We start from the raw sequence: 26,870 nt of genomic DNA on the forward strand, positions 1-26,870 counted from the left end.
TTTTTATTTTCTGAGCACTGTAACCGTTCCGTCATTTTTAATTTTGATAATAGTGGACGGTTTTCCAGCCTTTTTATCACGCTGCAAATTTACGACATAGTCAACGCCATCCAAAATCTCCTGACTTATTTCTTGAAAGTTTAACGGTGTTTTTTCGCCACTAATATTTGCCGAAGTAGAAACAATTGGACGCTTCAGTTTTCGGATTAGTTTTTGACAAAATTCATTGTCTACAATACGATAGGCAAGCGAATCGTCTGCTGCAATTAAAGTTTCAGAAACACGTATTGGATTGTCGTAAACAATGGTTGTGGGATCTACCGAAAACTTTAAAACATCGTAAGCGCCTTTTGGAATTTGCTCTACAAATTGTTCGAGCATTCGCAAGTCACTTACCAAGCAAATTAACGATTTGTCGTTGGCGCGTTTTTTAAGTTCGTAAATACGCTCAATCGCTTTTGGATGTGTCGAATCGCAACCAATTCCCCAAACGGTATCGGTTGGATATAAAATAAGGCCCCCTTTTTTTAAGACAGCGAGTGCATTTTCAAGTTCAGTTTTCATCGAAAGTTCGAGGTGTTTGTTTGTGTTTTAAAGATGCTTTTGAAGGATTTAGCTTCAGAAGTACCGATAATAAATACCATTTTTTAGGTTTCAGTAAGATGGCCGCAACCAAATATTTTCGGATGGTTACATATTTTATGAATCCGAAGTTTTTCCGAAGCACATATAAATAAGAGATATACGCCTCTTTGTCAATTTCAGGGGAGCTTCCGATGCTCACGCCTTGGTAGTGTAAAATTTTAGCTTCAGGCACTAGCATACTGCTATACCCTAATTTTTTAAGTCGGTAGCAAATATCCATTTCTTCCCAATACAGAAAAATGTTAGGATCAAATCCGCCAGCTTCTTCAAATGCCTTTGCGTTAAAAAATAGAAAGGCACCATTTACCCAATCCACTTTTATAGGCTGGGTGTATTTTTTTTTGCGTTTCGGGTAGCGTTTCGGATTCATTTTCTCCAAAAAACCTCTTCCGAAGAGCAAGCGACGGAGTCCTTTATTATGATCGAACGAAGGAACAAGGTTGTTGTGTTCGTCGTAATTTTGTGCAGTGCAAACGCCTACGGGCGGATTGTGTTCCATGTAGCGATACAAAATGCTAAGGCAGTCATTTTGCAGCATGGCATCATTGTTCAAGAACAATACATACTTGGCGTTAGCATGTTGGTAACCATACATATTTCCTCCTCCAAATCCGGTGTTGAGGTCGCTTCTAAAAAGCTGAATGTATTCTTTCTTCGGAAAGTTTTGTTTCAGATGTTTATAATCTGCAAGTTCCGAATTGTTATCTACCACAATAATCTGATACGACACAGCTTCCGAAGTTAAACCCACGACTGCTTCAATACATTTTAAGGTGTACTTTGAGGTGTTGTAATTAATAAGAATGACTGCAATGTCTTTCATACAGCGTTATAGATTTAGCAATTTTTTATATACCTCGACATACTGTTGTGCGGTGGTTTCCCAACTGAAGCTTTTAGCACGATTTACATACCAATTTTCGTAAAACTCTTGCGCATTGTGAAACCGTGCCATTCCTAGTTGAAGGGTTTCGGCCATGTATTGCGGATCGTAATGATCCCAGTAAAAACTATGTTCACCCCCAATTTCAGGCAACGATGTATTGTTTGATATAAAAACAGGTTTTCCGAAGCGCATGGCTTCAATGGGAGGAATACCGAAACCTTCTCGCAACGATGGAAATACAAACGCATCGCAATGTTGCAAGTAGTATTGCTTTTGAAGGTCTTCTATTTTTCCAGTCTGAAACACCCGATTTTCAAAACCGTATTCTTTCACTAAAGCGGTAAGCTTGTCGGCGTAAATAGAGGTGTTATTTCCAGATAGAATTAAGTTGTACTCTGGCAAAAACTGAAGCATTTCTACCAAAGTGATAAAGTTTTTACGCTCGCTAAAGTCACCAATAGAAAACAAAAACGGTCGTTCTGAAGTGATTTCGGGCTTGTAGCCTTCAGGAATAGAAATATCGGTAATGGTATTTCCGTTGTAAATTACATATTCCGGAATGTTTGGCACGTTAAAATGGTGGTGGGTATCTTTTTTAGCAAATTCAGAAATATACACAATTCCATTAGCGCGTTTCAACTTCTCGTTAAATTTCGCTTTCAGTTTTGCTTGTAATAGAGAAGAACCTTCTTCCACAAAATGCACATCATGTACCGTTAATAAATAAGGAATATTAAAAAAGGGTTCCACTTTAATATTCTGATTTAAGCAATGCCAAAGGTTGTATTTTTTCTTTATTCTGAAAGGTTTGTGACGCGTGATGGAGCGGTATTTCTTGTATTTAAAAGTAGAACCAAACTCAGCTTTTAATTCCTTCACATTTTTAGCGTGCAAGGTAATTTTGAAGCCTTTCAGCGGTGTTTTAGCAAGTGCTTTTATAAGATGGTAATTAAACTGACCGAAGCCCGAATATTTATTCTTAAGGTTGTGAGATTCCAAAAAAACTTTTTTCATGACTTAGTCTATTTTACGATACAGCATCCATAAATTTACATATCTCTTAAAGGTAGCAAAAGCGCTTGTATATGCTAAAATAAAACCTTCTTTTCCATCCAAAATTCCTAATCTAATAAAATACTGGTGGTTAAAACGCCACCACGGACGCACAAAAAAGTGATACCAATTGGCTTGCTTTTTCTTTTTGTACAACATTTTGGCTTGCAGCGCACTGTAAGCGTGTAGCTTTTGCGTGTACGCATCAAACGATTTGTAGGTATAATGTGGAAGTCTATTTTTTAAATGGGCAGTTTCTCCTTCTACTTCCAGCGTTTCATGTACCAAATTCGCATTGTAATGACAGAACTGTTTGTTAAAGACACGGATTACAAAATCATTTTGCATGCCACTGTATTTAATGCGCCGATTCATAAAGTAAAAATCACGTTTTACAAAATACGCATTGGCTTTCGGGTGTTGTAAAGTTTCTACTATTTCTTCGGAAAGTGCTTTGGTAATTTCTTCATCTAGGTCGAAAAATACAATCCAATCGTTCGTAGCTTTCGAAAGTGCGAAGTTTTTTTGCGCTGAAAAATTGTCGAACTTTCGTTGAAAGACTGTTACCTTTTCGTGTTTTGTAGCAATGGCAACGGTTTCATCTGTGCTAAACGAATCGACAATAATAATTTCGTCGGCAAAATCAAGGCTTTTTAAGAACCCCTCCATGGCTTTCGCTTCGTTAAGCGTAATGGCAATTGCACTAATTTTTAAGGAGTTTTCCAATAGTAGCTTGTAGTTTACGCAAAAGTAATAATTTTGCAGTGATTAAACTTAAAACTTCTGTGCGCAAACTACCTATTTTAATGTACCATGATGTGTCTCCTACAACCAGTAAGGAGCTTACCATTTCGGTAGAAAAGCTTGAAAAACAATTTGCCTATTTAGCGAAGAACGGTTATAAAAGCTATCATTTTAAAGATTTGATGGATCTTGAAAAGCTATCTTCTAAAAAAAATGTAGTCATTACGTTTGACGATGGCTATGTAAGTCAGTTGGATTACGTGCTTCCATTGTTAGAAAAATATGACCTAAAAGCGACGTTTTTTGTGCCGTTGGCCTATTTAGGGAAAACAGATGAGTGGAATACAGCTACATTGCCTATTATGACTGCTGAGCAATTACGGTCATTACCAGCTACGCGTATTGAACTTGGGTATCATTCCTATTTTCACAAACGGTATAACGAATTGTCGAAAGCTGAAATTAAAGAAGACACAGAGCTTTGTTTTCGGGCAGCTTCAGAAAATGAATTGCCTTTTTCAGCTGTTGTTGCGTATCCGTATGGGAAGTATCCGAGAGAAGTTTCAGAAAAGAAAAAATTTATCAAGCAATTACAATCCAATCAATTTGTATTTGGAACGCGCATTGGAAATCGTGTAAATCGTTTTCCGTTTAAAAAACCTTTCGAAATACAACGTATCGATGTGAAAGGAGAATATACAATGGCAACCTTTGCTTGGAAATTGAGATTTGGAAAGTTATTTTAATAGTTATTTCATTCCTTTTTGCAAAAGAATCAATTTTACATAGCGAGAAAAAACACCGTACGAATCTACAGCTGCTAACACCAATCCTGGAACCCCGTTTCGGAAGCCTCCTTTTTTAATAAACGAATCGAAAAAACGATACGAAGGTTTGAAAAATAAGTGGAAATATGTGGTTTTCTTATTCTTTTCAAAGCGTTGTTGCGCCTGAAACCATGCGTATTTTTCTTTTTTAGTAATGTAATGATGCAGTCCTTTATAGGTGTAGTGAATCATTTTTTGCTTCAGTTTCCCAACACTACCATTGCAATGTAGTTTTTCGTGAACCAAACCTGTAAAATGTGCCCCTTTTCGTTGTACCAAACGCAATACGTCGTTGCTTTGGAAATATAAGAAACGCGTCATGAAAAAATGCGGAAAATTTATTTTGTAACCACTGTGTTTCGGATTTTCGAGCGTACATTTAATCTCAGCTTCTAACGATCTTGTAACACGTTCGTCGGCATCGATAAATAAAACCCAATCGCCGGTTGCGTGCTCTAATGCTGCGTTTTTTTGAGCCGAAAAGTTATCGAATTTTCGAGATATAAAATTGGATGCCAACGGTTTTGCGATTTCTACCGTAGCATCGGTGCTAAACGAATCGACTACAATAATTTGATCGGCAAACGCAACCGATTGCAACGCATCTTTTATATAGTCGGCTTCATTGTACGTAGGTATAATTACTGTTAGTGTTGGCATGGTGCAAACTTAATAAATAACTTTATCTTTGATGCTTTAATAGGAAAATCTACCCATGTCAAATAAATGTCGCGTTTGCGGAAATTCAGAAGGAAATACAACTTATACGGCGCGTGAAATGATGTACGGACTGAGAGAAGAGTTTGATTATTTTCAATGTGCTGTCTGTAAGTGTTTGCAAATGGTTCGTTTTCCTGAAGATATGTCAAAGTATTACCCTTCAGATTACTACAGTTTTGATCAATATGACGGGAAGAAATTTAAAGGGTTCAAGGGGGCAGTTAAAGTAGAGCAATACCGAGCTGCAGCTTTGGGAGGACCTGTTTATAAAAATACCTTCGGAAAGATTTTCGGAAAAAAAGAATATAAAATATTTAATGGATTAAACGTAACAAAAGAAACACGTCTGTTAGATGTTGGCTGCGGAAACGGACGAAATTTTTTATATCCATTGGCGGAAGTAGGTTTTAAAAATGTACTTGGATGTGATCCTTATTTGAAGGAAACAATTACTTATGATAATGGATTGACCATAAAAAACGAATGGGTGTATACCATGAAAGGCCCTTTCGATATAATTACGTACCACCACGCATTTGAACATCTTCCAGATCCTTTTGAAAACTTAGAAAAGGTAAAGGAATTGTTAGCAGACAATGGTGTATGTATTCTCCGAATTCCAACGGTTTCATCCTATGCTTGGGAGCACTATAAAACGGATTGGGTGCAATTGGATGCGCCGAGACATTTCTTTTTACATTCTAAAGAGAGTATGGATATCCTTGCCGAAAAAACAGGGTTTGAGGTTTATAAAGTAGCGTATGATGCAAATCACTTTCAGTTTGAAGGTAGCGAAAAATATTTGAAAGACATTCCATTATCCGATCCAAAACCTAAAGGCTTTTCAGTCTCGATGAAACGAAAGCTTAAAAATTTCAAGTACAAACAAAAAGCAAAAAAACTTAATAAAGAGGAGATGGGAGATCAAGCAGCCTTTTATTTACGTAAGAAATAAAAATACCTTTGCCGCAATGAAATTAGACACTTCTATTATAATTAGTACCTATAACTCTCCTGCTTGGTTGGAAAAGGTTTTGTATGGCTTCAACAATCAGACTTATCGTATGTTTGAAGTTGTAATTGCCGATGATGGTTCTACCCAAGAAACGGCCGATGTGTTAGTGCGCCTTCAGAAGGAAGTATTCTTTCCTATTGTACATGTTTGGCACGAAGATGATGGGTTTCAGAAGACAAAAATTTTAAATAAAGCGGTTGAAAAGTGTAGCACACCTTATATTATCATGACCGATGGTGATTGCATTCCACGGAAAGATTTTGTGGAAGTACATGTAAAATACCGTGTTGAAGGTCACTTTTTGTCAGGTGGATACTTTAAACTACCTATGAATATTTCTGAAGCAATTACGAAAGAAGATATTTATACCGAACGTTGTTTTGATATAAAGTGGTTAAAAAAGCATGGACTAAAATCTTCATTCAAAAATAGCAAACTTACAGCAGGACCTATTAAGGCGGGAATTCTGAATGCTATTACAACTACAACGGCTACTTGGAACGGTCATAATGCGTCTGGGTGGAAAGATGAAATCGTCGCGGTAAACGGTTTTGATGAACGTATGCAATACGGAGGGGAAGATAGAGAACTCGGCGAACGAATGATGAACAATGGCATAAAAGGACTTCAGATTCGATACAGTGCGATTACCGTGCATTTAGATCACCCTAGAGGCTATGTGAAAGAAGAAATGCTAGTGAAAAACAGAGCGATTCGAGATGCTGTTAAAGCAAATAATAGTATTTGGACCGACAACGGGATTGTGAAAAATAAGAAGTAAGTAGTAAGACGAAAAGAGGGTTTTACACTTTTTTATAAGCACCTATTTTCCAATACTGAAGGGCTTCGTCTGTAGTAACTGTTGTAAAATCTAATTCTTTTAATTTTGGGTTCTCTTTAAAAAACTCCCAACAACCTGTACCTTCTCTGTAAATAGAAGTGATAATAACTCCGTTAGGGTTCAATTTTGCGAGTATTCGATTCAGTACATTTTCTTTTTCTGAATCGTGGATGTAGTAAAAAGCTTCGTTAAAAACAATCACATCAAAAGAGTTTGTAGGTGTAAAAGTGTGTGCGTCTGCAGCTATAAATTCTGCCTTCGGAAAGTTTTTAGCCTTGGCTTGTTGTATAGAGACTTCAGAAAAATCAACTCCTAAAAAAGAAGAGAAAGCAACATCTTGCATGCGTTGGTTAAGCACACCATCGCCACAGCCAATGTCTAAGATTGCTGGGTTTTCTACGCCATAAGTTTTTAAATAATCTATAATTTGGTAATAGCGTTTCGCTTCTTTCTCACTTTTCAAATTATTCCATAGCCCTTTTTTATACTGCTTGTCCCAACGTTTTTTACGTCTCCAATTATGAAATTTGTCCAGGATATTCATATTACTTTTTTGCTTCTTTTAAATGATGCTCTAAAAAGGGTTTTAGCTTACTAAGAATCATTTCTGGGGTTAATTCTCGGTACAGTTGCTCAGGGTTTTCTTCAATGATCTTTCGAGATTCTCTTGTAAACTCTTCAAATAATTGAGGCTTTTCTTCTAATAAATGCACAGAATCGTGCATAATTCCATCTTCAAAACTATTCCAATCACCTTTTTCAATGTAGGGCGAATAAATGGTAAACGTTGGTTTGTCCAAAGCTTTAGTAATGTGAACAGTTCCGCCTTCATTTGCAATTAAAACATCACACTGATTCATTAACTTAATGAAACCACGAATGGAATCTTCATACACATCAAGGTTTATTTGTTCCTTGTTTTTGCAAAGGGCGTAGATTTTTAACGCGTCTTCTTTTTGGGTAGGCCCGTAATTAAATAGAATAGTAGCGTTGTACGTTGCTGTGATGTAATCGATAAGTGTTGCGACATAGTCAAAAGGCATCGATTTTGGGAGTGTGCTTCCCAGTACCGTAAACATTACCACTGGCTTCTTTATATGTGCAATGCTATTGTAATTTTTTTCAGCTTCCGTTAAATAAATCTTCGGACGATCATCCGGATCTTTCAGCGGGAAAACAGAATTAACGATGTTTAGTCTGTCCTCTATGGCTTTTCCGCAGAACTGCGTTTTATCATCCAAGAAATTAATAGGGTGGGTGTAAAATGGAATTTTTAAGGTTTTGTGCGCCCTTTTAAATCCGATTCTATATTTAGCACCCGAAAAAAGGCATAACAACCTGCTTTGAAACTTCGCATACGAGTCGAAAATGATATCGTATTCTTCTTTTTTAACCGCAGCAATGGTTTTTAATAACTTCGGAAACTTTTTTAGTTCTTTATCATTTGCCGTAATAATACGATCAATATTTGGGTTGTTTTCTAGGACACCCGTTGTGTAATCGTACACAAAATAAGTAACTTGGCTATCGGGAAAAACCTTTTTAATATTATTAGCGATGACCGAACTTATGAGTACGTCCCCAATTCTTTTGTTCTGTATTACGAGTATTTTAGTCATAAAGATTACCTTCGCAAAGTACTTAATTTTTGAAGTTAATAAAATAAAAAATGCATTCAACTTTTGTTGTCCATAAAAATTACGAATCTTTAAAACCACTTTTGAAAGATGCTATTAAACATTTTTCAGAAATGGGCGAGTATGTAACACAGGGAGAACGGAATGTCATTAAAAAAGTGACTATTGAAGGTGAGACGTTCAATATTAAAAAATTTAAGACGCCTAATGTATTTCAAGGTTTTGTGTATCAGTTTCTTCGGAAAAGTAAGGCAAAACGGTCTTTTGAGTATGCTACAAAATTGATTGATTGCAACATCAAAACTCCTTTTCCTGTAGGCTATTCTGAAACTTTTTCAGCTGGGTTGAAGGAGAGCTACTACATTAGTAAGCATGTAGCTTACGATTTCGACTTTCGCGATTTAATTCACCAGCCTAGGTTTCCAGACCGAAAAGAAATTTTAAAACAATTTGCAGCCTTCAGTTATCAGTTGCACGAGAATAACATCAATTTTTTAGATCATTCACCAGGAAATACGTTGATTAAAAAAACAGAAGACGGAACGTATGAGTTTTACTTGATCGATCTAAATAGGATGACTTTTGAACCGTTAAACTTGGATAAAAGGATGCATAATTTACGCAGACTTTGGTTGTCTAAAACGATGATACGTATTTTGGCAGAGGCGTATTCAATATTGTATGGAAGTTCGTACGATGAAACTCATACGTTATTGGTAAGACATAGTCGTCACTTTCAGCATAAAGTAAACTCCAAAAAACTAAGAAGACGGAAGCGTTAACCTCCGTCTTATCTATACTCTTTCAGTTTATAATTACATTAAACCGCTACATCGTATTCTCTAAGCGCATCGTTTAATGACGTCTTTTTGTTTGTGCTTTCTTTTCGAGTTCCAATAATTAAAGCACAAGGCACATTAAATTCGCCCGCAGCAAACTTTTTAGTATAGCTACCAGGAATCACAACAGAACGTGCAGGAACCAATCCTTTTCGTTCTACAGGAGTGTCGCCGGTAACGTCGATAATTTTTGTAGAGGCTGTAAGTACAACATTTGCACCTAAAACAGCTTCCGTTTCAACACGAACGCCTTCTACTACAATGCAACGAGAACCTATAAAGCAATTGTCTTCAATAATAACGGGAGCTGCCTGTAACGGCTCTAGCACTCCACCAATACCTACACCGCCACTAAGGTGTACGTTTTTACCGATTTGTGCACAGCTTCCAACGGTTGCCCATGTATCGACCATGGTGCCTTCATCTACATACGCGCCAATATTTACATAACTAGGCATTAAAATAACTCCTTTAGAAATATAAGCTCCATGACGTGCAACAGCGTTTGGTACTACGCGAATTCCTTTGGCTTCGTATCCTCTTTTTAATGGAATTTTATCGTGGTATTCAAAAATACCTGCTTCTAATGTTTCCATTTTCTGAATAGGGAAATACAAAACAATTCCTTTCTTTACCCATTCATTTACCTGCCAACCGTTTGCTGTTGGTTGTGCACAGCGAAGTGTACCTTCATCACAAAGACGAACAACTTCTCTAATAGCAGCGATTGTTTCAGGGTCTGTTAATAGGGAGCGATCGTCCCAAGCTTTTTCTATACGTTCTTGTAAGTGTGTCATGTTTCAGTAAAAATTTATACAAATATAAAACCTCACTTTCAATAAAGTGTCCATTTTTAGCATAGTATTTAGTAATGCTGTATTTTTGCAGCGAAAATGGGACGAATTTTAGCAATTGATTACGGTACAAAACGAACAGGAATAGCTACTACTGACGAATTACAGCTTATAGCTTCAGGTTTAACAACGGTTGAGACTAAGACATTAATTGCTTTTTTGAAGCAATATATTGCTTCGGAAAAAGTTGAATTAGTATTGGTAGGCGAGCCCAAACAGAAAGATGGGAGTCCGTCCGATGTTGAGGTTGAAATTCAGAAATTTTTAAAACAGTTTGCCAACGCATTTCCAACAATGGAAATGAAAAGGGTAGACGAACGTTACACCAGTAAGATGGCGTTTCAAACAATGATTGATAGCGGACTTAAAAAGAAGCAACGTAGAAATAAAGCGTTGATTGATGAAATAAGTGCTACGATCATTTTACAAGAATATTTATACAACAAATAGCATACACGAATGATTTTACCAATTGTCGCTTACGGCGATCCAGTTTTACGAAAAAAAGGAACAATTATAGATAAGGACTATCCAAAATTGGATGCGCTCATAGAAAATATGTTTGATACGATGTATGCCTCAAGTGGTATTGGTATTGCTGCGCCTCAGGTTGGAGTTCCTATCCGATTATTTATAGTAGATGCGTCTCCTTTTGCTGATGATGAAGATTTAACTGAAGAAGAATGTAAAGAACTTGAAACTTTCAAAAAAGTGTTTATAAACGCTACTATCCTTGAGGAAAAAGGGGAAGAGTGGGCGTTTAATGAAGGTTGTTTAAGTATTCCAGACGTTCGGGAAGATGTATTTAGACAACCTGATATTGTGATTGAATATGAAGATGAAAACTTCAAAAAGCATACAGATACTTTTTCAGGGATGGCAGCTAGAATTATTCAACATGAGTACGATCATATTGAAGGAATTTTGTTTACCGATAAACTATCGCCACTTAAAAAACGTTTGATAAAAGGAAAGCTAAGTAACATTTCAAAAGGAAAAGTAGGTGTCGATTATCGCATGCGTTTTCCAAATGCTAAAAAGAAACGTTAACACGTTTGGTAATTTCAATCAAACCAAAGATATTTGCGACCAACTAAAAAAACACAGCGTTGTTTTTGGTCAATAAAAAATTATAATAGAATTTCATTATATGAGTTTAGAAAAAATATTATCTATTTCGGGAAAACCAGGATTGTACAAGTTAACAACACAAACTAGATCTGGTTTTTTAGCAGAATCATTACTTGATGGTAAAAAGATTAGCGTAGGAGGAAGACACAATGTAAGTTTACTTTCTGAAATTGCAATCTACACACTTACTGAAGAATTGCCTTTACGTGAGGTTTTCTTGAAGATTTCTGAAAAAGAAAACGGAAAAGAAGCTATAAACCATAAAGTTTCAAAAGACGAACTAGAAGAATATTTCTTTTCAGTATTGCCAGATTACGACGAAGACAGAGTATATGCTAGTGATATCAAGAAAGTAGTGCAATGGTACAATTTACTTGTAAAAAATGGTGTGACTGATTTTTCTGAAAAAGAAGAAGTTGCTGAAGAAACTAAAAAAGAAAAGGCAGATCCTAAAAAAGGAGGCGCAGCTAAAACGGTAGCTCCAAAAAGTACATCGCCTAAAGCATCCTCTTCTAAAAAAGGAGCTGCAGCTAAAAGTACAGCGGCTAGAAAGAAATAATTTGTAACTGTAAAGCAAATACGGTTTAGCGAACAATATTCAATAATTGTAAGAGAATTTAATGTAGTGCTGCTTTTGCGCAGTAGTCAAGTTCTTTTAATTATCATAAAAAAGGTAGGAGTGTATACTCCTACCTTTTTTCTTTTTAAGGGATTTTTGTAAATCATTTTCGTTCTCCGTTCCTTTAAAATAAAGAATTCTTGTAGCTTTGTTTTTAGCACCGATACCCAATTACTATGAATTCTAGAGAAAACCAACTGAAGGCGTTTGACCGTTTGTTAACCATTATGGATGAGTTGCGTGAGCAATGTCCTTGGGATAAAAAACAAACCATGGAAACGCTCCGACACTTAACCATTGAAGAGACGTATGAGTTGGGAGATGCTATTTTAGAAAAAGATCTAGAAGAGGTCAAAAAGGAATTAGGTGATGTATTATTACATATTGTTTTTTACGCAAAAATAGGAAGTGAAACCAACGATTTTGATATTGCCGATGTGTGTAATGAAATATGCGAAAAGCTTATTTCTAGACATCCCCATATTTATGGAGACGTAGTTGTTGAAAATGAAGAGGATGTGAAAAAGAACTGGGAAAATTTAAAACTAAAAGAAGGAAAAACAAGCGTTTTAGAGGGTGTTCCAAAATCGCTTCCAGCATTGGTAAAAGCAAATAGAATTCAAGATAAAGTTGCGGGAGTAGGGTTTGATTGGGAAGAACCACAACAAGTTTTTGAAAAATTACAAGAAGAATTAGAAGAGTTGCAATATGAGGTTTCTGAAAACAACAAGGAGGCCATAGAAGCTGAGTTTGGTGATGTTTTATTCTCTATGATTAACTACGCACGTTTTCTTAAAGTAGACCCTGAAAACGCCTTAGAACGCACAAACAAGAAGTTTATCAAGCGTTTTCAATACCTAGAAGGCAAAGCAAAAGAATTGGGTAAATCGATGGACGAAATGACTCTTGCCGAAATGGATGTATATTGGGAAGAAGCGAAAAAAATCTAGCGACTTACTGTTTAAATACAACTACATTCCCTTCCACCGTTAGGGAAGAAAAATCCATGTGTTCTTTTATCCAGGTTAAGTTTCTTTCCGAATAAAAAACTACATGTGTGCTGTCATTTTTGTAATACCAGTTTCCAAAATTCTCTTTCTTCGGAAGTAATTGCGTCATACAATATAATTTTCCGTTAGGTTTTAAAAGGTTCCGAAGCAATTTAAATTCTTTATTGGGCGAACTAAAATGTTCCATTACTTCACTACATATTATAAAATCATAGGTAGCATGCAAAGACTCTTTTTCAGGGTAGAAAAAAGGGTCGTATAGCGTAATTGAATAGCCTTTGTCTTTTAATAGTTTTGCGATAACTGGTCCTGGGCCTGCACCAAAATCTAATCCGATAGCTGTTTGGGGCTGCTGCTGAAAAATACGAGTTACAATCGGTGCTACAAAGTCTTGGTAGTTGGTGTCGTTTACATCGTTTTGATGCTGTAAATACCTTTTTTTCTCGGCTTCGGTTGAAGGGAAGTGCGACGAGTGTTTAAACACCAAATCACACATGCTGCATTGTAGAAATAAAATACCCCCACTGTTACAAAACTCTTTTATAGAAGTATCGTGACAGAGAGGGCACATTGTTTTTGTTTAATATTATTGGCGTGCAGCTCTAATCTTAGAAAGTTTTGCTTTCCAAACTTCCAATTGCTCTTTGTGACGCGCAATATTTGTATGTACGTCTTTTACCAATGGATTATTAGAATCTACATTTTGAAAGAAACCTAAGTTATTTTCTAACTGACGAATTTCATTTTTACTTTCTTCAATTTTCTTAGAGATGAAAAATTGCTCGTTTTGAAGTTTTCGATCGTCTTCTTGCGAAACCATCGAATTGAGTTTATTTTCAAATTTAATAAGCTCAGATTCTTTTTTGCCTAAATCTAATTTACCAAAAAGACCGTCTAATGCTTTATTGAAATCTTGCTCGATACTTTTCTTGTTATACGGTACACGACCCAATTCTTTCCATTCTGAAATTTTCCCTTTAATATTGGTAATATCAGTTTTATGGTCACCGGTTAATTCGAAACTAGAAAGATTTTCTAAAAAGGCTTTTTTGGTGTCATAATTAGCCATTTCCTCTTTATTAGCTTCATTTTTTTGAGCATTAATTCTGTCAAAATAATGATTACAAGAGGCTTTAAATTTTTTCCAAATCTTGTCGCTATCTTTTCTAGGAACGTGACCAATTTTTCTCCAATCGTTCTGGATTTTCTTCATTAACGGAGTCACTGTTTCAAAATCGTCACTGTCTTTATTTTCTTCAGCGATTTTAATAAGCTCTCGTTTCTTTTCTAGATTGGTGTATTGTTCTTTCTTTTGGTTTTTATAGAAGCTGTTTTTCTCGTGATTAAAAAGCCTGGTTGCTTCTTTAAATTCGTTCCAAATTTCTTTATTCTTAGCACGAGGGACTTTTCCAGTTTCAAAATAAGCGTCACGTAATTCTTGTACTTTTTTAATTGCGTTTTGCCAACCTTGATGACTTGGTTTTGTAGTAGAAACCACCTCTTTTATTTTAGCGATTAGTTCCTTTTTAGCTTCGTAATTTTTATCGTAGGATGCCTCTTCTTCTTTTAATAGTTCAAATCGTTTGTCGTGAATTACTTTTGTAGCTTCACTAAACTTGTCCCAAACATCATCACGATACTCTTTAGCAACAGGTCCAATGTCTTCTTTCCACATTTTATGCAACATTTGTAATTCGCGGAAAGCTTTATTAACATCGGCTTCTTGAGCTAATTCGTTGGCACGAACAATAAGCTTTAACTTTTGCTCAAGATTGTGTTTAAAGTCTAAATCTCTAAACTCTCTGTTTAAATGTAAAAAGTCATAAAAATTCTCAACATGATGATGGTAGGTATTCCAAACAATATTGTATTTGTCTCTCGGAATTGCACCAGCAACATGCCATTTTTCTTGAATTTCTTTAAAATGCTTGTAGGTTGTATTTATATTTTCTTCTGCATTTAGCAAACCTTTCAATTCTTCAATAAGCTCATTTCTTTTGTCAAGATTCGCCTGTAAATCCATTTTAAGATTTTTATAATGGCTATTGCGCTTTTCTTTGTAATCGAAATAAAGAGAATTGAATGTTTTTTTATCGGGTGTAGAGTAGTGGAAGTCTATAATATTTCCTCCTTCGGCTAAAAACTCTTCTTTTTTATGCTCTAATTCATCCTGAAACTTAGCGTTAAACTCGGTACGAATTTCTTCAACGTCATGTTTCAGTTCCTGAATGGATTTTGTTTTTAGGAGTGTCTCTAATTCTGTAATGAGTTGCTTTGGAGTAAGTGTATGGTAATCCTTTTGTGCTTTTTCTTCAATGTCATCATCACTTTCTTCATCGTCTGAGGAGGCAACTTCTTCTTCGTCTTCTATCGTTTCTTCGGAAGTATCTGTAACTTCTGTAGTTGCTGTATCAGTTTCAGAAGGATCGACAGCCTCTTTTGGAGTTTCTTCTTTTTTTTCTGAAGCTGTTATTGGTGCTTCAGAAGGTGTTGCTTCTACTTCGGTTTCAGAAGGTGTTTCAGTAACCAAATTTTCAGCTTTTTTGTTTTCTTCTGAAGTTTTTTCTATTTCTTCAGCTTTGTTTGAGTTCTCGTCAGACATTTATTTCAATGTTAAAGTTCTTATATCTTAGATGGTCAAGATACTAACAACTCTGCAAACAACAAAGTTCACAGCGATTTTTAGAGGATATTTATACAAATTTTAAGATTTCCAGATGGACCAGGACTTTTTAGCCTGATGTTCAAGCATTTTGAACCCGTTTGTAACACGTGCCCCTTTGGCATATCCCATTTTTAAAAATTCTGTTTCTCTCGGATTGTAAATTAAATCGAAGAGTACATGATCTTTGGTGAGGTATTGATATGGAATGTTTGGTAATTCGTGAGTATTAGGGAAAGTACCTAATGGTGTGCAATTAATAATGAGATAATGACTTACCATTACATTGCGATCTAAATTTGAATAGGTTAAATTTTCATTTGTTTTTTTTCTCGATACAAAACGGTACGTAAACCCCATTGTTTCTAACACGTAAGCAATTGCTTTTGAAGCACCTCCAGTACCTAATATTAGGGCTGTTTTTTCTTTAATGGGTAAGAAATCTGCTAGAGCTTTGGCAAATCCATAATTATCGGTGTTATAGCCTATTAGTTTTCCGTCTCGATTAATTTTAATAGTGTTGACGGCCCCTATTTTTTTAGCTTCTTTGTCAATTCTATCTAATAATGGAATGACAGCTTCTTTGTATGGTATGGTAACATTTAAACCTTTGAGGTCTTCGTTTTTTGTGATAATATCACATAAGTTTGAAATGGACCCTACATCGAAGTTTACGTAGGAGTCTGTTCTTTTTTCGTGTTCAAATTTTGCAGTGAAGAAGGTTTTTGAAAAGGAGTATCCAATATCTTTTCCAATAAGTCCGTATTTAGCCATTTTGGTGAGATCTTAGTTTTTGGTACCAGTCTAAGCTGAGTACTATGATTATACCAGCGAAAATAAATAAAATCGCAAGAATTGTCTCGTAAGATAATTCCGATGGGAAATAGCGATCATACCCATAGATTATTTCTCTTCCGTTCGCGTCAAATAGTTGGTTTCCATTTGAATCGTACTTGAGTATTTTCAGTTTCCAAGGCCAAACAACACCTAGCGATCCCGCTATAAAGCCAATAATAACAGCATTGGTGGCTTTCTTGAATTTTTTTAAAACGTAGCCTAAAACATGCGATAAAAAAACCAATCCAGTTAAAGAACCAAGAGAGAAAACAACTAAAACTTTTAATAATTCAACTCGTTCAGGGTTGTTTACAAAACTAAAGTCTGCGAGTATTATATCTGAAAAGGTATCTGATAAAGCATTTACGGCGTCTACTAATAAGAGTACGTAATTTCCAAGAAGTATGAGGATAAAGGACCCTGACAATCCTGGGAGCGTCATTCCGGAGACGCCTATTATTCCGCAGAAAAACACAAAAATAAGGTTGCTATTTTCTTTAGCGGGTTCTAAAAAACTAATACTTACGCCTACAATAATTCCGCAGAGTAAATAGGCGATGTACTTTCGGCTCCATTCGCCAAAATCTTTTGCGATAAAATAAATCGAGCCTATAATCATTCCGAAGAAAGCACTCCAAACATACTGCTCGTAATGAACAATTAAGTAATCTAGTATTTTAGAAACACTGAAGTAACTAATCACCATTCCTAGTAGTAGCAAGCCTAAAAATCGCCCGTTTATGTATTTCGAAAAACTTTTAAAACGTCCATTGATAAGTAGCGCAAAGGCTTTTTTGTTTATTTTCTGAAGGGAATAAATAAATTCTTCATAAAAACCTGCTACATAAGCAACCACACCACCAGACACGCCAGGAACTTTATTTGCAGCTCCCATTGCCAATCCTTTGAGCACTAGCCATACCTTATCTGAAAATGAACGGTTTTCGTACATTAAGGTTCTTTTTTAGCTACAGCGAGTTTTTCCAGTATAAAAATACTTAGAAAGCCTAATACCATGAATATAATAGCATAAAGTATTAAGGGCTCTTCAGCATAATTGGAAGGTAAAACACTTCGTTCTAAAAATGGAACTTTCTCACCTGAATGACTTATTCTGTATTCTAATACCTCTTTCCAAGGCCATATTTTATTTAGTGCACCAATCATAAAACCTGTTAATACGGCTAATATTAAATTTTTATGATGGGCAAACATCCAGTTTAAAACGCGAGAGAAGACCTTTAAGCCAACAATAGCTCCTATTCCGAAGATTGCTATTTTTAATAATGCTGATGAGAATAACTCCCAGTTTAATTTTGAAATTCCGTCTCCTAATTGGGTAATAGTACCTATAATGGACTTGTAAGCACCGAGTAATAGAAGGATAAAAGCCCCTGAGATTCCAGGTAAAATCATGGCGATAATAGCAATGAAACCTGCAAAAAATAAAAACCAAGTGCTATTGGTGTCTCCAATGGGTTTGGCGAGTGTAATGGCATACGATAATGCTGTTGCGATGAGCAATGCTGCACTTACTTTTAAGTTCCATTTTGTGATTTGTTTTCCAACGTATAAAATACTAGCCAGTACAAGTCCGAAGAAAAAAGACCAAACTATAATTGGGTGATTGTGTAGTAACCAGGTAATTACTTTTGCTAAAGAAAGAATACTAATAGCCACACCGCTAAATAAAGCGAGTAGAAAACTTAAATTATAGCTTTTCCATGCGGTAGAAAATCCGTCCGATTTCCACATTTTCAAAAAGCCCATGTCTAATTTGTGTATGGTTTCTATGAGTTCTTCATAGATGCCAGAAATAAATGCGATGGTTCCGCCAGAGACACCAGGAACAACATCTGCTGCTCCCATTGCGAGTCCTTTTGCGGTTATGGTAAGGTATTGTAATAAGTTTCGGGATGGCATAAAATAAATGTCTATCCCTCAAAAATACGTAAATTAAAGGGAAGGATTTTCGTGTTTTTTAATAATTTCTTTAACCGATCGCATGTCGTAAACCGAAGGAAATAATTCTTCAAGAATCATTGCGAATTCTGGTTCAAATTTCAGCCCGTTTTTAAGGTGATATTCGCCTTTTGTTTCTTCTGCTAAATAATAATATACACCTGCCAATCGGTATTCAATTTCGGCAGATTCTGGGTAAAATTCGGCAGCTTGAAAAAGGTTGTTTGTAGCTGCTTCAAATTCGCCAAGTTTTATTAAAATATCACAGCGTGTAAGCCAAGTTTCAATTTCATAATTCCCTAATTCTAACGCTTTTCTAAAACCTACTTCAGCTTCTTCAAAAAGGCTTAAGTTGTTGTTTATTTTAGCATAACGCTTCCAATACATCACATTTTCACTATCAATACTAAGCGCTTTATCAATATAGTATAGGGCTTTATTGTAGTTTTTAATTTTGCAATAGTGATCTGTAATCGCAATCCAGCCTTTGTCTAATAAAGCGTCTTCTTCCACACATTTTGTGAAAAATTGCAATGCAAGATCGCCGTTTCCAAGTTTTTCATGACATTTTCCAATTCGCAATAATGCGAAAGAGGTAGGGTCGTCTAATCCTAAAGTGATGGTGTAACTTTCTATCGCATCGTTATAGCGTTTAAGTTTTTCCAAGACCTTTCCTTTTTCAAGGTAGGCTCCTATAAACTTATCATCGCTAATAATAGCGAAATCAAAAGCAGCTAATGCTTTTTTATAATCTTTTAAGATAACATACTGCTTTCCTACTTGGTGCCAAGCAACTTCACAGTACGGGCTTTTATTTAAAAAGTCATTTAAATAGTCGATGGCCTCAACATTCTGTTCTAAAAATTCGAAGCAATAAATCACATTGTAAAGCGCCGAATAGTCACTGTCGTCCGCTTCAATGCATTTCATGAAGTAACTTTTAGCATTTTCAAAATCTTCTAAAAACAAATATTCCATTCCGATAAGGGAAAGTACATCCGATTCGTCATTGGTTAATTCAAGTGCTTTTTCTAAAAGTTGAATGGCTTTTTTATGCTCGTCTTTACGTGAAAATATATTGGCTTTCTGAATGTAAATTTCTTCGTTCGATTGCTCTAAAAGGTACAAATCGTCTAATAGCTTCTCAGCTACTTCTAACTGATTCTCAAAAATGTACATTTCAATTTGAAACAATTTCAGATTTGTAGCGGAAGGATGCTGTTCTAGTCCTAGCTTTGTTGCCTTTTTTGCCAAAGACATTTTTCCATTTTCAAGGTAATGGTGAATAATTTCTTCAAATTCTTCTGAGTCGAAAAAAAGCACGCTATTTGTTTTAAGCATGGATTCAAAACGTGAAAGAGAGAAATTGTTATGCTCGTTAGGGGTCAATTGCATACGCAGCGGTTTAACTGTTTCTTCTATTATTAAAGATACTAATGATTGCTAAAGTTCAATAGTTATGCCGTTATTGTTGTTAACACGGTTATTAACAGGCTTTTACATGTCTAAATCACTGTTAGTCAGTTGGTTTAGAGGTGTGTATTTTTAGATACTTCTTCAAATACTTCCGTCAATATGGCACAACCTTCTGCAATTTCTTCTTCTGAAATGGTTAAAGGAGGCGTGATACGAATGGCACGACCTTCAAAAAGGAGCCAAAATAAGATCAATCCTCTTTCTTTGCATTGTAGTATTACTTCTGAAGCAATTTCCGCAGAATCCATAATGAGTGCCAGCATCAATCCTTTTCCGCGGATTTCTTTAATTAGTGGGTGTGTTAGTTTTTTTCTGAAGTATTGTTCTTTCTGAAGCGTTTGCAGAATCAAATCAGTTTCGGTAATTTCTTGCAAGGTTGTGAGTGCTGCGGCAGCAATCACTGGATTTCCGCCAAAAGTGGTAATGTGCCCTAATTTTGGATTGTCTTGTAACAATGTCATAAGTCCTTCTGAAGCTGTAAAAGCACCAATCGGCATGCCGCCTCCCATTCCTTTTCCCATCACCAATATGTCGGGAACTATGTCAAAATGTTGAAATCCGAAGAGTTTTCCGGTACGACCAAATCCTGGCTGAATTTCATCTAAAATAAGCAAAGCGCCTACCGACTCACATTTTTCTTTTACCTTTTTCAAATAATCATTCTCAGGAAAAATAAATCCCGCGCCTCCTTGAATGGTTTCTAAAATAACACCCGCCGTTTTAGTAGTGATCTTGTCTAAATCTTCTACCGAATTAAACTGAATAGGGTGGCACTCTGGAACCAAAGGTTTGAAAGCATTTTTACGTTCTTCAAAGCCCATCACGCTCATCGATCCCATGGTGTTTCCGTGGTATGCGTGATTTGCATACAATAACTCCGTTCTTCCTGTCGCTCTTCGCGCTAACTTTAAAGCGCCTTCAATGGCTTCAGTACCACTATTAACTAGGTAGGTAGTTTGTAAACTTTCGGGTAATTTACTTGCGAGCAATTTTGTTAAAGCAACTGCGGGTCCTTGAATGTATTCACCATAGACCATCACGTGCAAATACGAGTCTAATTGCGCTTTGGTAGCGTTTACAACTCGTGGATGACAATGTCCTAAAGTGCAAGCTGAAACGCCAGCCACAAAATCTAAGTGTTTTTTTCCGTCTGTGGTATAAATATAACTCCCTTTGGCGTGCGATACTTCGAGCGCTAAAGGATGCGGACTGGTTTGTGTTTGGTATTTGAAAAAATCATCTTTCATACAATTAGAAAGGGATTAGGTGTTTAGTTTTCTTTTTCTTCGGAATTTTCTTTCTTCGGAAGTATGCCGTCGCTGTTTTCGTCTGAATCGCGCGTTAATGGCTTGGGGTCGTCAGGGTTGTTCTGAAAGTTTTTCGGACCTAATTTTGAAGCTTCAGGAATGTTTAGTTCATCTTCAGGAATGTCTTCAAAAAATTCACCTTCATCTTCAGGTAATTGAATTCCTTGTATCTTCGGAAGTATTGGCGCAGGTTTTCCTTTAAATAAATCCTCTTTCCGAAGCAAACGTTCGTCACCTCTCCATTGAAAACCTGTTAGTTTCCGAGCATTTTCAGGAAACTTTGAAGGGGGATAGACTTTTCCGTCAGCTTGTTTTATAAATCGAATTCCAGAAATTTTCTGTTGCTCCAAATACATTTGAATGGAACTAGATGTTGTGTTATTTATGCCTACCAATTCGTTTTCCTCGTTTCGTGAATAGTAAATGACTTCTGCATTTTTATTGATATTCACGGTGTCTAACTCGTTATTGGTAAACAAACCGATAAGACGTTCTCCTTTTACTTGATTGTAGCCTAAACTGTCTTTCTGAACCAAAAAAGCATTGTTGAATACTTTTAAAGTATCTAGTTTTTCAGTTTTTGTATCTGATAAAATATGAATGGTATCACCTGTCATTTGGTTTTCACCAGCCCAAAGTACAGGTTCTCGAAGTAGTTTCGTAATCCCAGATTTTTGATACACATAAATAGAATCACATTTTCCACTTGTAGGCTCTTCACCTGGAGCTCCTTGCTTGAATAAACGCGCTCTGTGAAACCCTTTTATCACTCTATTTTCAGGTTTTCCTGTTACTTGTAGCGTATCTGCGTGTACGTAAATGGAGTCGTTGTCTCTTAATGTAATTGCCACTGCTCGTTTGGTGATAAAAAGAGAATCTTTGGCTCTAAACACTTCCGCGTAATGGCCTTTGATCAAACTTTTGTTTACCGTATCTAACACTCTAATGTTATTGGTAGCGGAGGCAAAGCTTCGATTTCGATCAAAATAAATACTGTCTCCGTATAAAATTCTGTTGTTGTAATCTACTCGTGAATTTTTTACAAAATAACCGTTGTCGTTTCTAGTGTCGTAATACCCACGCTCGCAATATACCGTGCTAGTTTCGCTTACAATGGTCGATTCTCCGTATAAATAAGCAGCACCCGTTTCAGAATAAAAATCTAATTGCTCTGAATTTACGGTATATTTTGGGTTTTTAATGACCACTTTAGATAAGAACTGGTACTTTTTACTATTTGCGTAGTAGCGTCCAATTCGGCTAGTTAAAGTACTAGCCGTATCGCGAACTGTCCCGCCGGTTCGGTAATAGGCTTGTTGTTTGATACGATCAAAATAAAGGGTGTCTGTTTTTAGCGTGGTTTGCGGATTCTTCATTACAACTTCACCACTGGCAAAAGCAAATTGTGTGTTTCCGTTGTATTCGGCGTACTTGCTATTCATTTGAACGGTATCTCCTTGTGCAATGCGAACGCTTCCGTAGGCTTTTACAAAGTTGTCTTTGAGATACACGTAGGCTTGATCGCACCACATTTCAACCCCTTCATGAACAATGTATACCTGTCCATCAGCATCTTTGGTATAGATAATCGCGTCTGGTAATTCGGGTTTAATTTCTAGGTATCCAGATTTGATGTCCACTTTTTGCTTCAGCGTATCTTGCTGTGCATGAAGAACACTTCCGAAGAGAATAAAAAAAAGAAGCACAGACTTAGTCGTTAAGACATTGCTTAACATCCTACGAAAGGTGCTTCTGTTTTTATATAGTTTCAAAAAATATGTTGTTTACCTATGTATCGTCTGTTTTCTGTCTGGTCCAACAGAAACAACTTTGATAGGAATTTCCAATTCTTTTTCTAAAAATGCGATGTATTCGTTTAGTTCCTTTGGAAACTGACTTGGATCGGTCATTTTAGTTAAATCTTCTTTCCAACATTTGAAAGACGTGTAGATAGGAGTTACATTTTCCGGTTCAATATTGTACGGTAAATGCTTGATAGTTTCTCCTTTGTATTTGTAAGCTGTACAAACCTCAAGACTGTCGAATCCAGAAAGAACATCGCCTTTCATCATCATAAGTTGTGTGACTCCATTTACTTCGCACGTATATTTTAAAGCAACAAGATCTAACCAACCGCAACGTCTCGGACGTCCGGTTACAGCTCCAAATTCACGTCCTACGTTCGCCATTTCCAAACCTACTTCATCAAAAAGTTCAGTAGGGAAGGGGCCAGAACCCACGCGTGTTGTGTATGCTTTAAAGATTCCGAATACGTCTTTTACTTTGTTCGGAGCGATTCCTAAACCTGTACAAGCACCAGCGGCAGTTGTATTTGAAGAGGTTACAAATGGATACGTTCCAAAGTCGATATCTAATAAAGATCCTTGTGCACCTTCCGCTAAAATAGTTTTACCTGCTTTAATGGCTTGGTTTAAGTATTCTTCACTGTCTATAAAAGTTAATTCTTTCAGTGTTTTTACCGCTTCAAAGAATTCAACTTCCATTTCTTCTAAATCGTACTGCACGTCAACATTGTAAAAAGCAATCATCGCTTCATGCTTGTTGGCTAAGCTTCTGTATTTTTCTTTCCAGTTTGGAAGTTCTAAATCACCAACACGAATACCATTTCGACCGGTTTTGTCCATGTATGTTGGGCCAATTCCTTTTAACGTAGAACCAATTTTGGCTTTTCCTTTGGAAGCTTCCGAAGCAGCATCAAGAAGTCTGTGCGTAGGTAAAATTAAATGAGCCTTTCTAGAAATAATAAGTTTGGCTTTGTAGTCAATTTTAAATTGCTCTAAACCTTCTAATTCTTTTACAAAAACAACAGGATCTATTACCACACCATTACCAATTACATTGATTGATTTTTCGTGAAATATTCCAGAAGGGATTGTTCTTAAAACGTGTTTTATTCCGTCAAATTCAAGTGTATGACCAGCATTTGGTCCGCCTTGAAAACGCGCGATTATATCATAGTTTTTTGTTAGAACATCGACGATTTTTCCTTTTCCTTCGTCGCCCCATTGTAATCCAAGTAGTAAGTCTACTGCCATAGTATGTTAAGAGTTTTCCTGATTAGTTTCAGGCGTTTTTTTATTTCCGTAGAAATATAAAGAATGGTTTGTAATTTCTATATCGAAAACTTCTTCGATTGTTTTTTTGATTGTTTGAATACGAGGATCACAGAATTCAATAACTTCTCCATTGGAGAGAATGACGTGATCGTGTTGTTTATCGAAATATGACTTTTCGTAATGTGCCTGACTTTGCCCAAACTGATGTTTGCGAACCAAACGGCATTCGAGTAGTAATTCGATAGTATTGTAAAGAGTAGCACGACTTACGCGGTAGTTTTTGTTCTTCATATTGGTATACAAAGACTCAATGTCGAAATGATCGTCGTGATCGTATATTTCTTGAAGTATAGCGTAGCGTTCAGGTGTTTTACGGTGTCCTTTTTCTTCTAAGAATCCCGTAAATACATTCTTTACAATTGCCTGATTATTTATGTTTGTTTTTGAACTCATAGTAAAGGGCCAAAGTTACTCAATTTATATTCTTGTAACTTTATCAATTCCGTTTATTTTTTTAATGTTTTGAACCAAGTTATCAAGAATCCCTTTATTTTTTACAACCACAATAATTTTTCCTGTAAAAACGCCGTCGTTACTGTCAAAATGAACGCTCTTCATATCAATATTTAAATTGCTCGAAATAACTTTTGTAACTCCGTTTACCAATCCTATTTTGTCAATTCCAGAAATGCGTAATTCTGCTTTAAACTCTCGTTGTGTAGAATCTATCCATTTTGCAGGCATGATTCGATAGCTGTAATTGCTTTGTAATTGGATGGCATTAGGACAGTTTTGTTTGTGTACTTTAATACCTTCATTTACGGTAATAAACCCGAAAACATCATCCCCAGGAATAGGGTTACAGCAGTTCGCCATTTTATAGTCTAGCTTTTCCTCTTCCTTTCCAAAGACTAATTGATCATACTTTTCGGTAATCTCATCTCTATTTACCTCCTCTTGATTGGCAGGTTTTCGGATTCGATTTTTAAAGAACGTCATCAAAGCATTGCTTCTCGAGGCAGCAAATTCTTTTAACTTCGGATTGTCAATAATTCCTGCACCGACACGATAAAATAAATCCAAACTGGTTTTTACTTTAAAAAAGACCACCAATTGATTCACCGTTTTTTCGTCCAGTGCAATTTTTAAGGATTTTAATTTCCGCGTTAAAATTACTTTTCCTTCTTCTGCAATTTGCTTCTTTTCATCTTTTAACGATGATTTTATTTTAGAACGGGCTCTAGCAGAATTGGCATAATCTAACCAGTTAGCAGAAGGTTTGGCTTTGTCTGAGGTAATAACCTCTACCTGGTCACCACTTTTCAGCTCATTGCTTAGTGGAACTAATTTTCCATTTACTTTGGTGCCTCGCGTATGTAGTCCAATTTCGGTATGAATATGAAACGCAAAATCTAAAGCAGTAGAACCCTTTGGAAGGGAGTACAAATCTCCTTTTGGCGTAAATATAAAAATCTCTTTGGCGTAGAGATTGAGTTTAAACTCTTCTACAAAATCGATGGCGCTAATGTCCGAGTTTTCTAGGGTGTCTTGAAGCTTGTTCAGCCACGATTCTAAGCCACCATCGTCTGTGTCTTTTTCTTTGTTTTTATATTTGTAGTGCGCTGCAAATCCTTTTTCAGCGATTTCGTTCATGCGTTCACTTCGTATTTGTACTTCAACCCAGCGACCTTTTGGTCCCATAACGGTGATGTGTAACGCTTCATACCCTGTCGATTTTGGTGACGAAATCCAGTCGCGCAATCGAATGGGGTTAGGCCGAAAGTGATCGGTTACAATCGAATAGATTTTCCAAGCAATAAATTTCTCGTTTTCGCGATCACTCTTGTAGATGATTCGAACGGCAAATTTGTCGTATACTTCGTCAAACGTAACGGTTTGAGCCAACATTTTTCGTCGAATAGAAAAAATAGATTTCGGACGTCCTTTTATTTCATAGTTTAGTTTTTCCTCGTCTAAAGTGTCTCTTATTGTTTTCGAAAAGGCTTCAATATAGGCGTCTTGCTCTTCTTTACTTTCTTTTATTTTGCTTAAAATATCATCGTAAATTTCAGGTTCTGTATATTTTAACCCTAAGTCTTCTAATTGTGTTTTAATGTTGTACAGACCAATTCGGTGTGCTAAAGGGGCATAGATGTACAATGTTTCCGAAGCAATTTTAACCTGCTTATAGGCGGGCATCGAGTCCATTGTTTGCATATTATGCAGACGGTCTGCAATTTTGATGATAATTACCCGAACATCTTCATTCAGCGTAAGTAGCATTTTTCGGAAGTTTTCTGCTTGTAACGAAACTTCGCCGTCGTACGGCATGTTTTCAATCTTGGTTAATCCGTCAACAATTCGAGCAACGGTCTCTCCAAACATACGTTCAATGTCGTTGAGGGTATAAGAGGTGTCTTCCACCACATCGTGTAGTAGGGCAGCAGCAATAGAAGTTGCGTCCAAGCCAATTTCTGAAGCGACTATTTTCGCTACAGCAATGGGATGAAATATGTATGCCTCACCAGATTTTCGGCGTTGCTCTTTGTGTGCATCTACCGCAACGTCGAAAGCACTTCGGATTAGTTTTTTGTCATCTGCAGAAAGCGTACGATAACTAATCTTTAGTAGCTCTTTGTATTGCTTGGTGATTTGCTTGTTCTCTTTTTCTAGGGCTTCCTCTGTCATAACTCTAAAGTACTACTTCAATATATAAGATGCAACAATA

Annotated in this window: 27 protein-coding genes; 8 read left to right on the forward strand and 19 right to left on the reverse strand. The window is 36.3% G+C overall.

The genetic code is table 11. From position 1 onward, the window contains the following. Nucleotides 1–3: 3 nt before the first annotated feature. The 4 genes from BLQ00_RS06350 to BLQ00_RS06365 are packed head-to-tail and all read right to left on the reverse strand — an operon-like array spanning nucleotide 4 to nucleotide 3,310. The gene (locus BLQ00_RS06350; RefSeq protein ID WP_093142093.1) at nucleotides 4–564 is read right to left on the reverse strand and encodes an L-threonylcarbamoyladenylate synthase; all 561 of its coding nucleotides are present in this window, start codon (nucleotides 562–564) and stop codon (nucleotides 4–6) included. Beyond that, on the reverse strand, nucleotides 554–1,468 hold the full coding sequence (locus BLQ00_RS06355; RefSeq protein WP_093142096.1) for a glycosyltransferase family 2 protein: 915 nt from the start codon (nucleotides 1,466–1,468) through the stop codon (nucleotides 554–556). The genes BLQ00_RS06350 and BLQ00_RS06355 overlap by 11 nt, the downstream gene beginning before the upstream one ends. A gap of 6 nt (nucleotides 1,469–1,474) precedes the next feature. Further along, nucleotides 1,475–2,545, reverse strand: a complete 1,071-nt coding sequence (locus tag BLQ00_RS06360; RefSeq protein ID WP_093142098.1) for a glycosyltransferase family 4 protein — start codon at nucleotides 2,543–2,545, stop codon at nucleotides 1,475–1,477. A 3-nt stretch (nucleotides 2,546–2,548) separates the two neighbouring features. Further along, on the reverse strand, nucleotides 2,549–3,310 hold the full coding sequence (locus BLQ00_RS06365; RefSeq protein ID WP_093142101.1) for a glycosyltransferase family 2 protein: 762 nt from the start codon (nucleotides 3,308–3,310) through the stop codon (nucleotides 2,549–2,551). 38 nt (nucleotides 3,311–3,348) lie between these two features. On the opposite strand from BLQ00_RS06365, the gene BLQ00_RS06370 reads away from it, so the two are divergent. Continuing rightward, a complete protein-coding gene (locus BLQ00_RS06370; protein ID WP_229792616.1) occupies nucleotides 3,349–4,074 on the forward strand; it encodes a polysaccharide deacetylase family protein in 726 nt (241 codons plus the stop codon). A gap of 3 nt (nucleotides 4,075–4,077) precedes the next feature. Here BLQ00_RS06370 and BLQ00_RS06375 read toward each other — a convergent pair whose 3' ends face one another. Then, a complete protein-coding gene (locus BLQ00_RS06375; RefSeq protein WP_093142102.1) occupies nucleotides 4,078–4,815 on the reverse strand; it encodes a glycosyltransferase family 2 protein in 738 nt (245 codons plus the stop codon). A gap of 55 nt (nucleotides 4,816–4,870) precedes the next feature. On the opposite strand from BLQ00_RS06375, the gene BLQ00_RS06380 reads away from it, so the two are divergent. Together BLQ00_RS06380 and BLQ00_RS06385 are read left to right on the forward strand one after the other, a co-directional pair. Further along, on the forward strand, nucleotides 4,871–5,830 hold the full coding sequence (locus tag BLQ00_RS06380; protein ID WP_093142105.1) for a class I SAM-dependent methyltransferase: 960 nt from the start codon (nucleotides 4,871–4,873) through the stop codon (nucleotides 5,828–5,830). Nucleotides 5,831–5,846: 16 nt separating this feature from the next. Next, entirely contained in the window at nucleotides 5,847–6,671 is an 825-nt protein-coding gene (locus BLQ00_RS06385) for a glycosyltransferase family 2 protein (RefSeq protein ID WP_093142108.1), read from the forward strand. Between the two features lie 22 nt (nucleotides 6,672–6,693). Here the strand turns inward: BLQ00_RS06385 and BLQ00_RS06390 are convergent, their stop codons facing one another. Both BLQ00_RS06390 and BLQ00_RS06395 read right to left on the reverse strand, forming a co-directional pair. Beyond that, complete coding sequence (locus BLQ00_RS06390; protein ID WP_093142111.1) at nucleotides 6,694–7,275, reverse strand: class I SAM-dependent methyltransferase; 582 nt, start codon at nucleotides 7,273–7,275, stop codon at nucleotides 6,694–6,696. Between the two features lies 1 nt (nucleotide 7,276). Next, nucleotides 7,277–8,350, reverse strand: a complete 1,074-nt coding sequence (locus BLQ00_RS06395; RefSeq protein ID WP_093142114.1) for a glycosyltransferase family 9 protein — start codon at nucleotides 8,348–8,350, stop codon at nucleotides 7,277–7,279. A gap of 50 nt (nucleotides 8,351–8,400) precedes the next feature. On the opposite strand from BLQ00_RS06395, the gene BLQ00_RS06400 reads away from it, so the two are divergent. After that, nucleotides 8,401–9,150: a lipopolysaccharide kinase InaA family protein gene (locus BLQ00_RS06400; protein ID WP_093142115.1), complete on the forward strand. Its 750-nt coding sequence runs from the start codon at nucleotides 8,401–8,403 to the stop codon at nucleotides 9,148–9,150. A 38-nt stretch (nucleotides 9,151–9,188) separates the two neighbouring features. Here the strand turns inward: BLQ00_RS06400 and BLQ00_RS06405 are convergent, their stop codons facing one another. Next, nucleotides 9,189–10,004: a 2,3,4,5-tetrahydropyridine-2,6-dicarboxylate N-succinyltransferase gene (locus BLQ00_RS06405; RefSeq protein WP_093142118.1), complete on the reverse strand. Its 816-nt coding sequence runs from the start codon at nucleotides 10,002–10,004 to the stop codon at nucleotides 9,189–9,191. A gap of 96 nt (nucleotides 10,005–10,100) precedes the next feature. Here BLQ00_RS06405 and ruvX point away from each other — a divergent pair, with 96 nt between their 5' ends. From ruvX to mazG, 4 genes are all read left to right on the forward strand, one after another. Then, entirely contained in the window at nucleotides 10,101–10,511 is a 411-nt protein-coding gene (gene ruvX / locus BLQ00_RS06410) for a Holliday junction resolvase RuvX (RefSeq protein ID WP_093142121.1), read from the forward strand. Between the two features lie 9 nt (nucleotides 10,512–10,520). Continuing rightward, complete coding sequence (gene def / locus BLQ00_RS06415; protein WP_093142123.1) at nucleotides 10,521–11,111, forward strand: peptide deformylase; 591 nt, start codon at nucleotides 10,521–10,523, stop codon at nucleotides 11,109–11,111. Nucleotides 11,112–11,211: 100 nt separating this feature from the next. After that, on the forward strand, nucleotides 11,212–11,751 hold the full coding sequence (locus BLQ00_RS06420) for a DUF5606 family protein (RefSeq protein ID WP_093142126.1): 540 nt from the start codon (nucleotides 11,212–11,214) through the stop codon (nucleotides 11,749–11,751). A 236-nt stretch (nucleotides 11,752–11,987) separates the two neighbouring features. After that, the gene (gene mazG, locus BLQ00_RS06425) at nucleotides 11,988–12,761 is read left to right on the forward strand and encodes a nucleoside triphosphate pyrophosphohydrolase (protein WP_093142129.1); all 774 of its coding nucleotides are present in this window, start codon (nucleotides 11,988–11,990) and stop codon (nucleotides 12,759–12,761) included. Between the two features lie 4 nt (nucleotides 12,762–12,765). On the opposite strand, the gene BLQ00_RS06430 is transcribed toward mazG, so the two are convergent. The 11 genes from BLQ00_RS06430 to BLQ00_RS06480 all read right to left on the reverse strand — a co-directional run bounded on the left by BLQ00_RS06430 (nucleotide 12,766) and on the right by BLQ00_RS06480 (nucleotide 26,830). Beyond that, nucleotides 12,766–13,392, reverse strand: coding sequence for a class I SAM-dependent methyltransferase (locus BLQ00_RS06430; protein ID WP_093142131.1), 627 nt, complete (start codon nucleotides 13,390–13,392; stop codon nucleotides 12,766–12,768). A 15-nt stretch (nucleotides 13,393–13,407) separates the two neighbouring features. Beyond that, nucleotides 13,408–15,423: a DUF349 domain-containing protein gene (locus BLQ00_RS06435; RefSeq protein ID WP_093142133.1), complete on the reverse strand. Its 2,016-nt coding sequence runs from the start codon at nucleotides 15,421–15,423 to the stop codon at nucleotides 13,408–13,410. Between the two features lie 102 nt (nucleotides 15,424–15,525). After that, nucleotides 15,526–16,257 (reverse strand): shikimate dehydrogenase family protein, encoded by a 732-nt coding sequence (locus tag BLQ00_RS06440; protein WP_093142136.1) that lies wholly within the window; start codon nucleotides 16,255–16,257, stop codon nucleotides 15,526–15,528. Further along, nucleotides 16,250–17,272, reverse strand: a complete 1,023-nt coding sequence (locus tag BLQ00_RS06445; protein ID WP_093142138.1) for a DUF368 domain-containing protein — start codon at nucleotides 17,270–17,272, stop codon at nucleotides 16,250–16,252. The genes BLQ00_RS06440 and BLQ00_RS06445 overlap by 8 nt, the downstream gene beginning before the upstream one ends. Beyond that, nucleotides 17,272–18,243, reverse strand: a complete 972-nt coding sequence (locus tag BLQ00_RS06450; protein WP_093142141.1) for a DUF368 domain-containing protein — start codon at nucleotides 18,241–18,243, stop codon at nucleotides 17,272–17,274. Before BLQ00_RS06450 ends, BLQ00_RS06445 begins: the two co-directional genes overlap by 1 nt. 33 nt (nucleotides 18,244–18,276) lie before the next feature. Next, nucleotides 18,277–19,677: a tetratricopeptide repeat protein gene (locus BLQ00_RS06455; RefSeq protein ID WP_093142143.1), complete on the reverse strand. Its 1,401-nt coding sequence runs from the start codon at nucleotides 19,675–19,677 to the stop codon at nucleotides 18,277–18,279. Nucleotides 19,678–19,811: 134 nt separating this feature from the next. After that, nucleotides 19,812–21,005 (reverse strand): aspartate aminotransferase family protein, encoded by a 1,194-nt coding sequence (locus BLQ00_RS06460; RefSeq protein WP_093142146.1) that lies wholly within the window; start codon nucleotides 21,003–21,005, stop codon nucleotides 19,812–19,814. A gap of 23 nt (nucleotides 21,006–21,028) precedes the next feature. After that, entirely contained in the window at nucleotides 21,029–22,801 is a 1,773-nt protein-coding gene (locus BLQ00_RS06465) for an OstA-like protein (RefSeq protein ID WP_093142149.1), read from the reverse strand. 48 nt (nucleotides 22,802–22,849) lie between these two features. After that, the gene (locus BLQ00_RS06470) at nucleotides 22,850–24,121 is read right to left on the reverse strand and encodes an adenylosuccinate synthase (protein ID WP_093142152.1); all 1,272 of its coding nucleotides are present in this window, start codon (nucleotides 24,119–24,121) and stop codon (nucleotides 22,850–22,852) included. A gap of 6 nt (nucleotides 24,122–24,127) precedes the next feature. Then, entirely contained in the window at nucleotides 24,128–24,595 is a 468-nt protein-coding gene (locus BLQ00_RS06475; protein ID WP_093142155.1) for a Fur family transcriptional regulator, read from the reverse strand. Nucleotides 24,596–24,619: 24 nt separating this feature from the next. Then, complete coding sequence (locus BLQ00_RS06480) at nucleotides 24,620–26,830, reverse strand: RelA/SpoT family protein (RefSeq protein ID WP_093142158.1); 2,211 nt, start codon at nucleotides 26,828–26,830, stop codon at nucleotides 24,620–24,622. Nucleotides 26,831–26,870 lie beyond the last annotated feature (40 nt).

The sequence above is a fragment of the Ulvibacter litoralis genome, from assembly GCF_900102055.1.
GTDB lineage: Bacteria > Bacteroidota > Bacteroidia > Flavobacteriales > Flavobacteriaceae > Ulvibacter > Ulvibacter litoralis.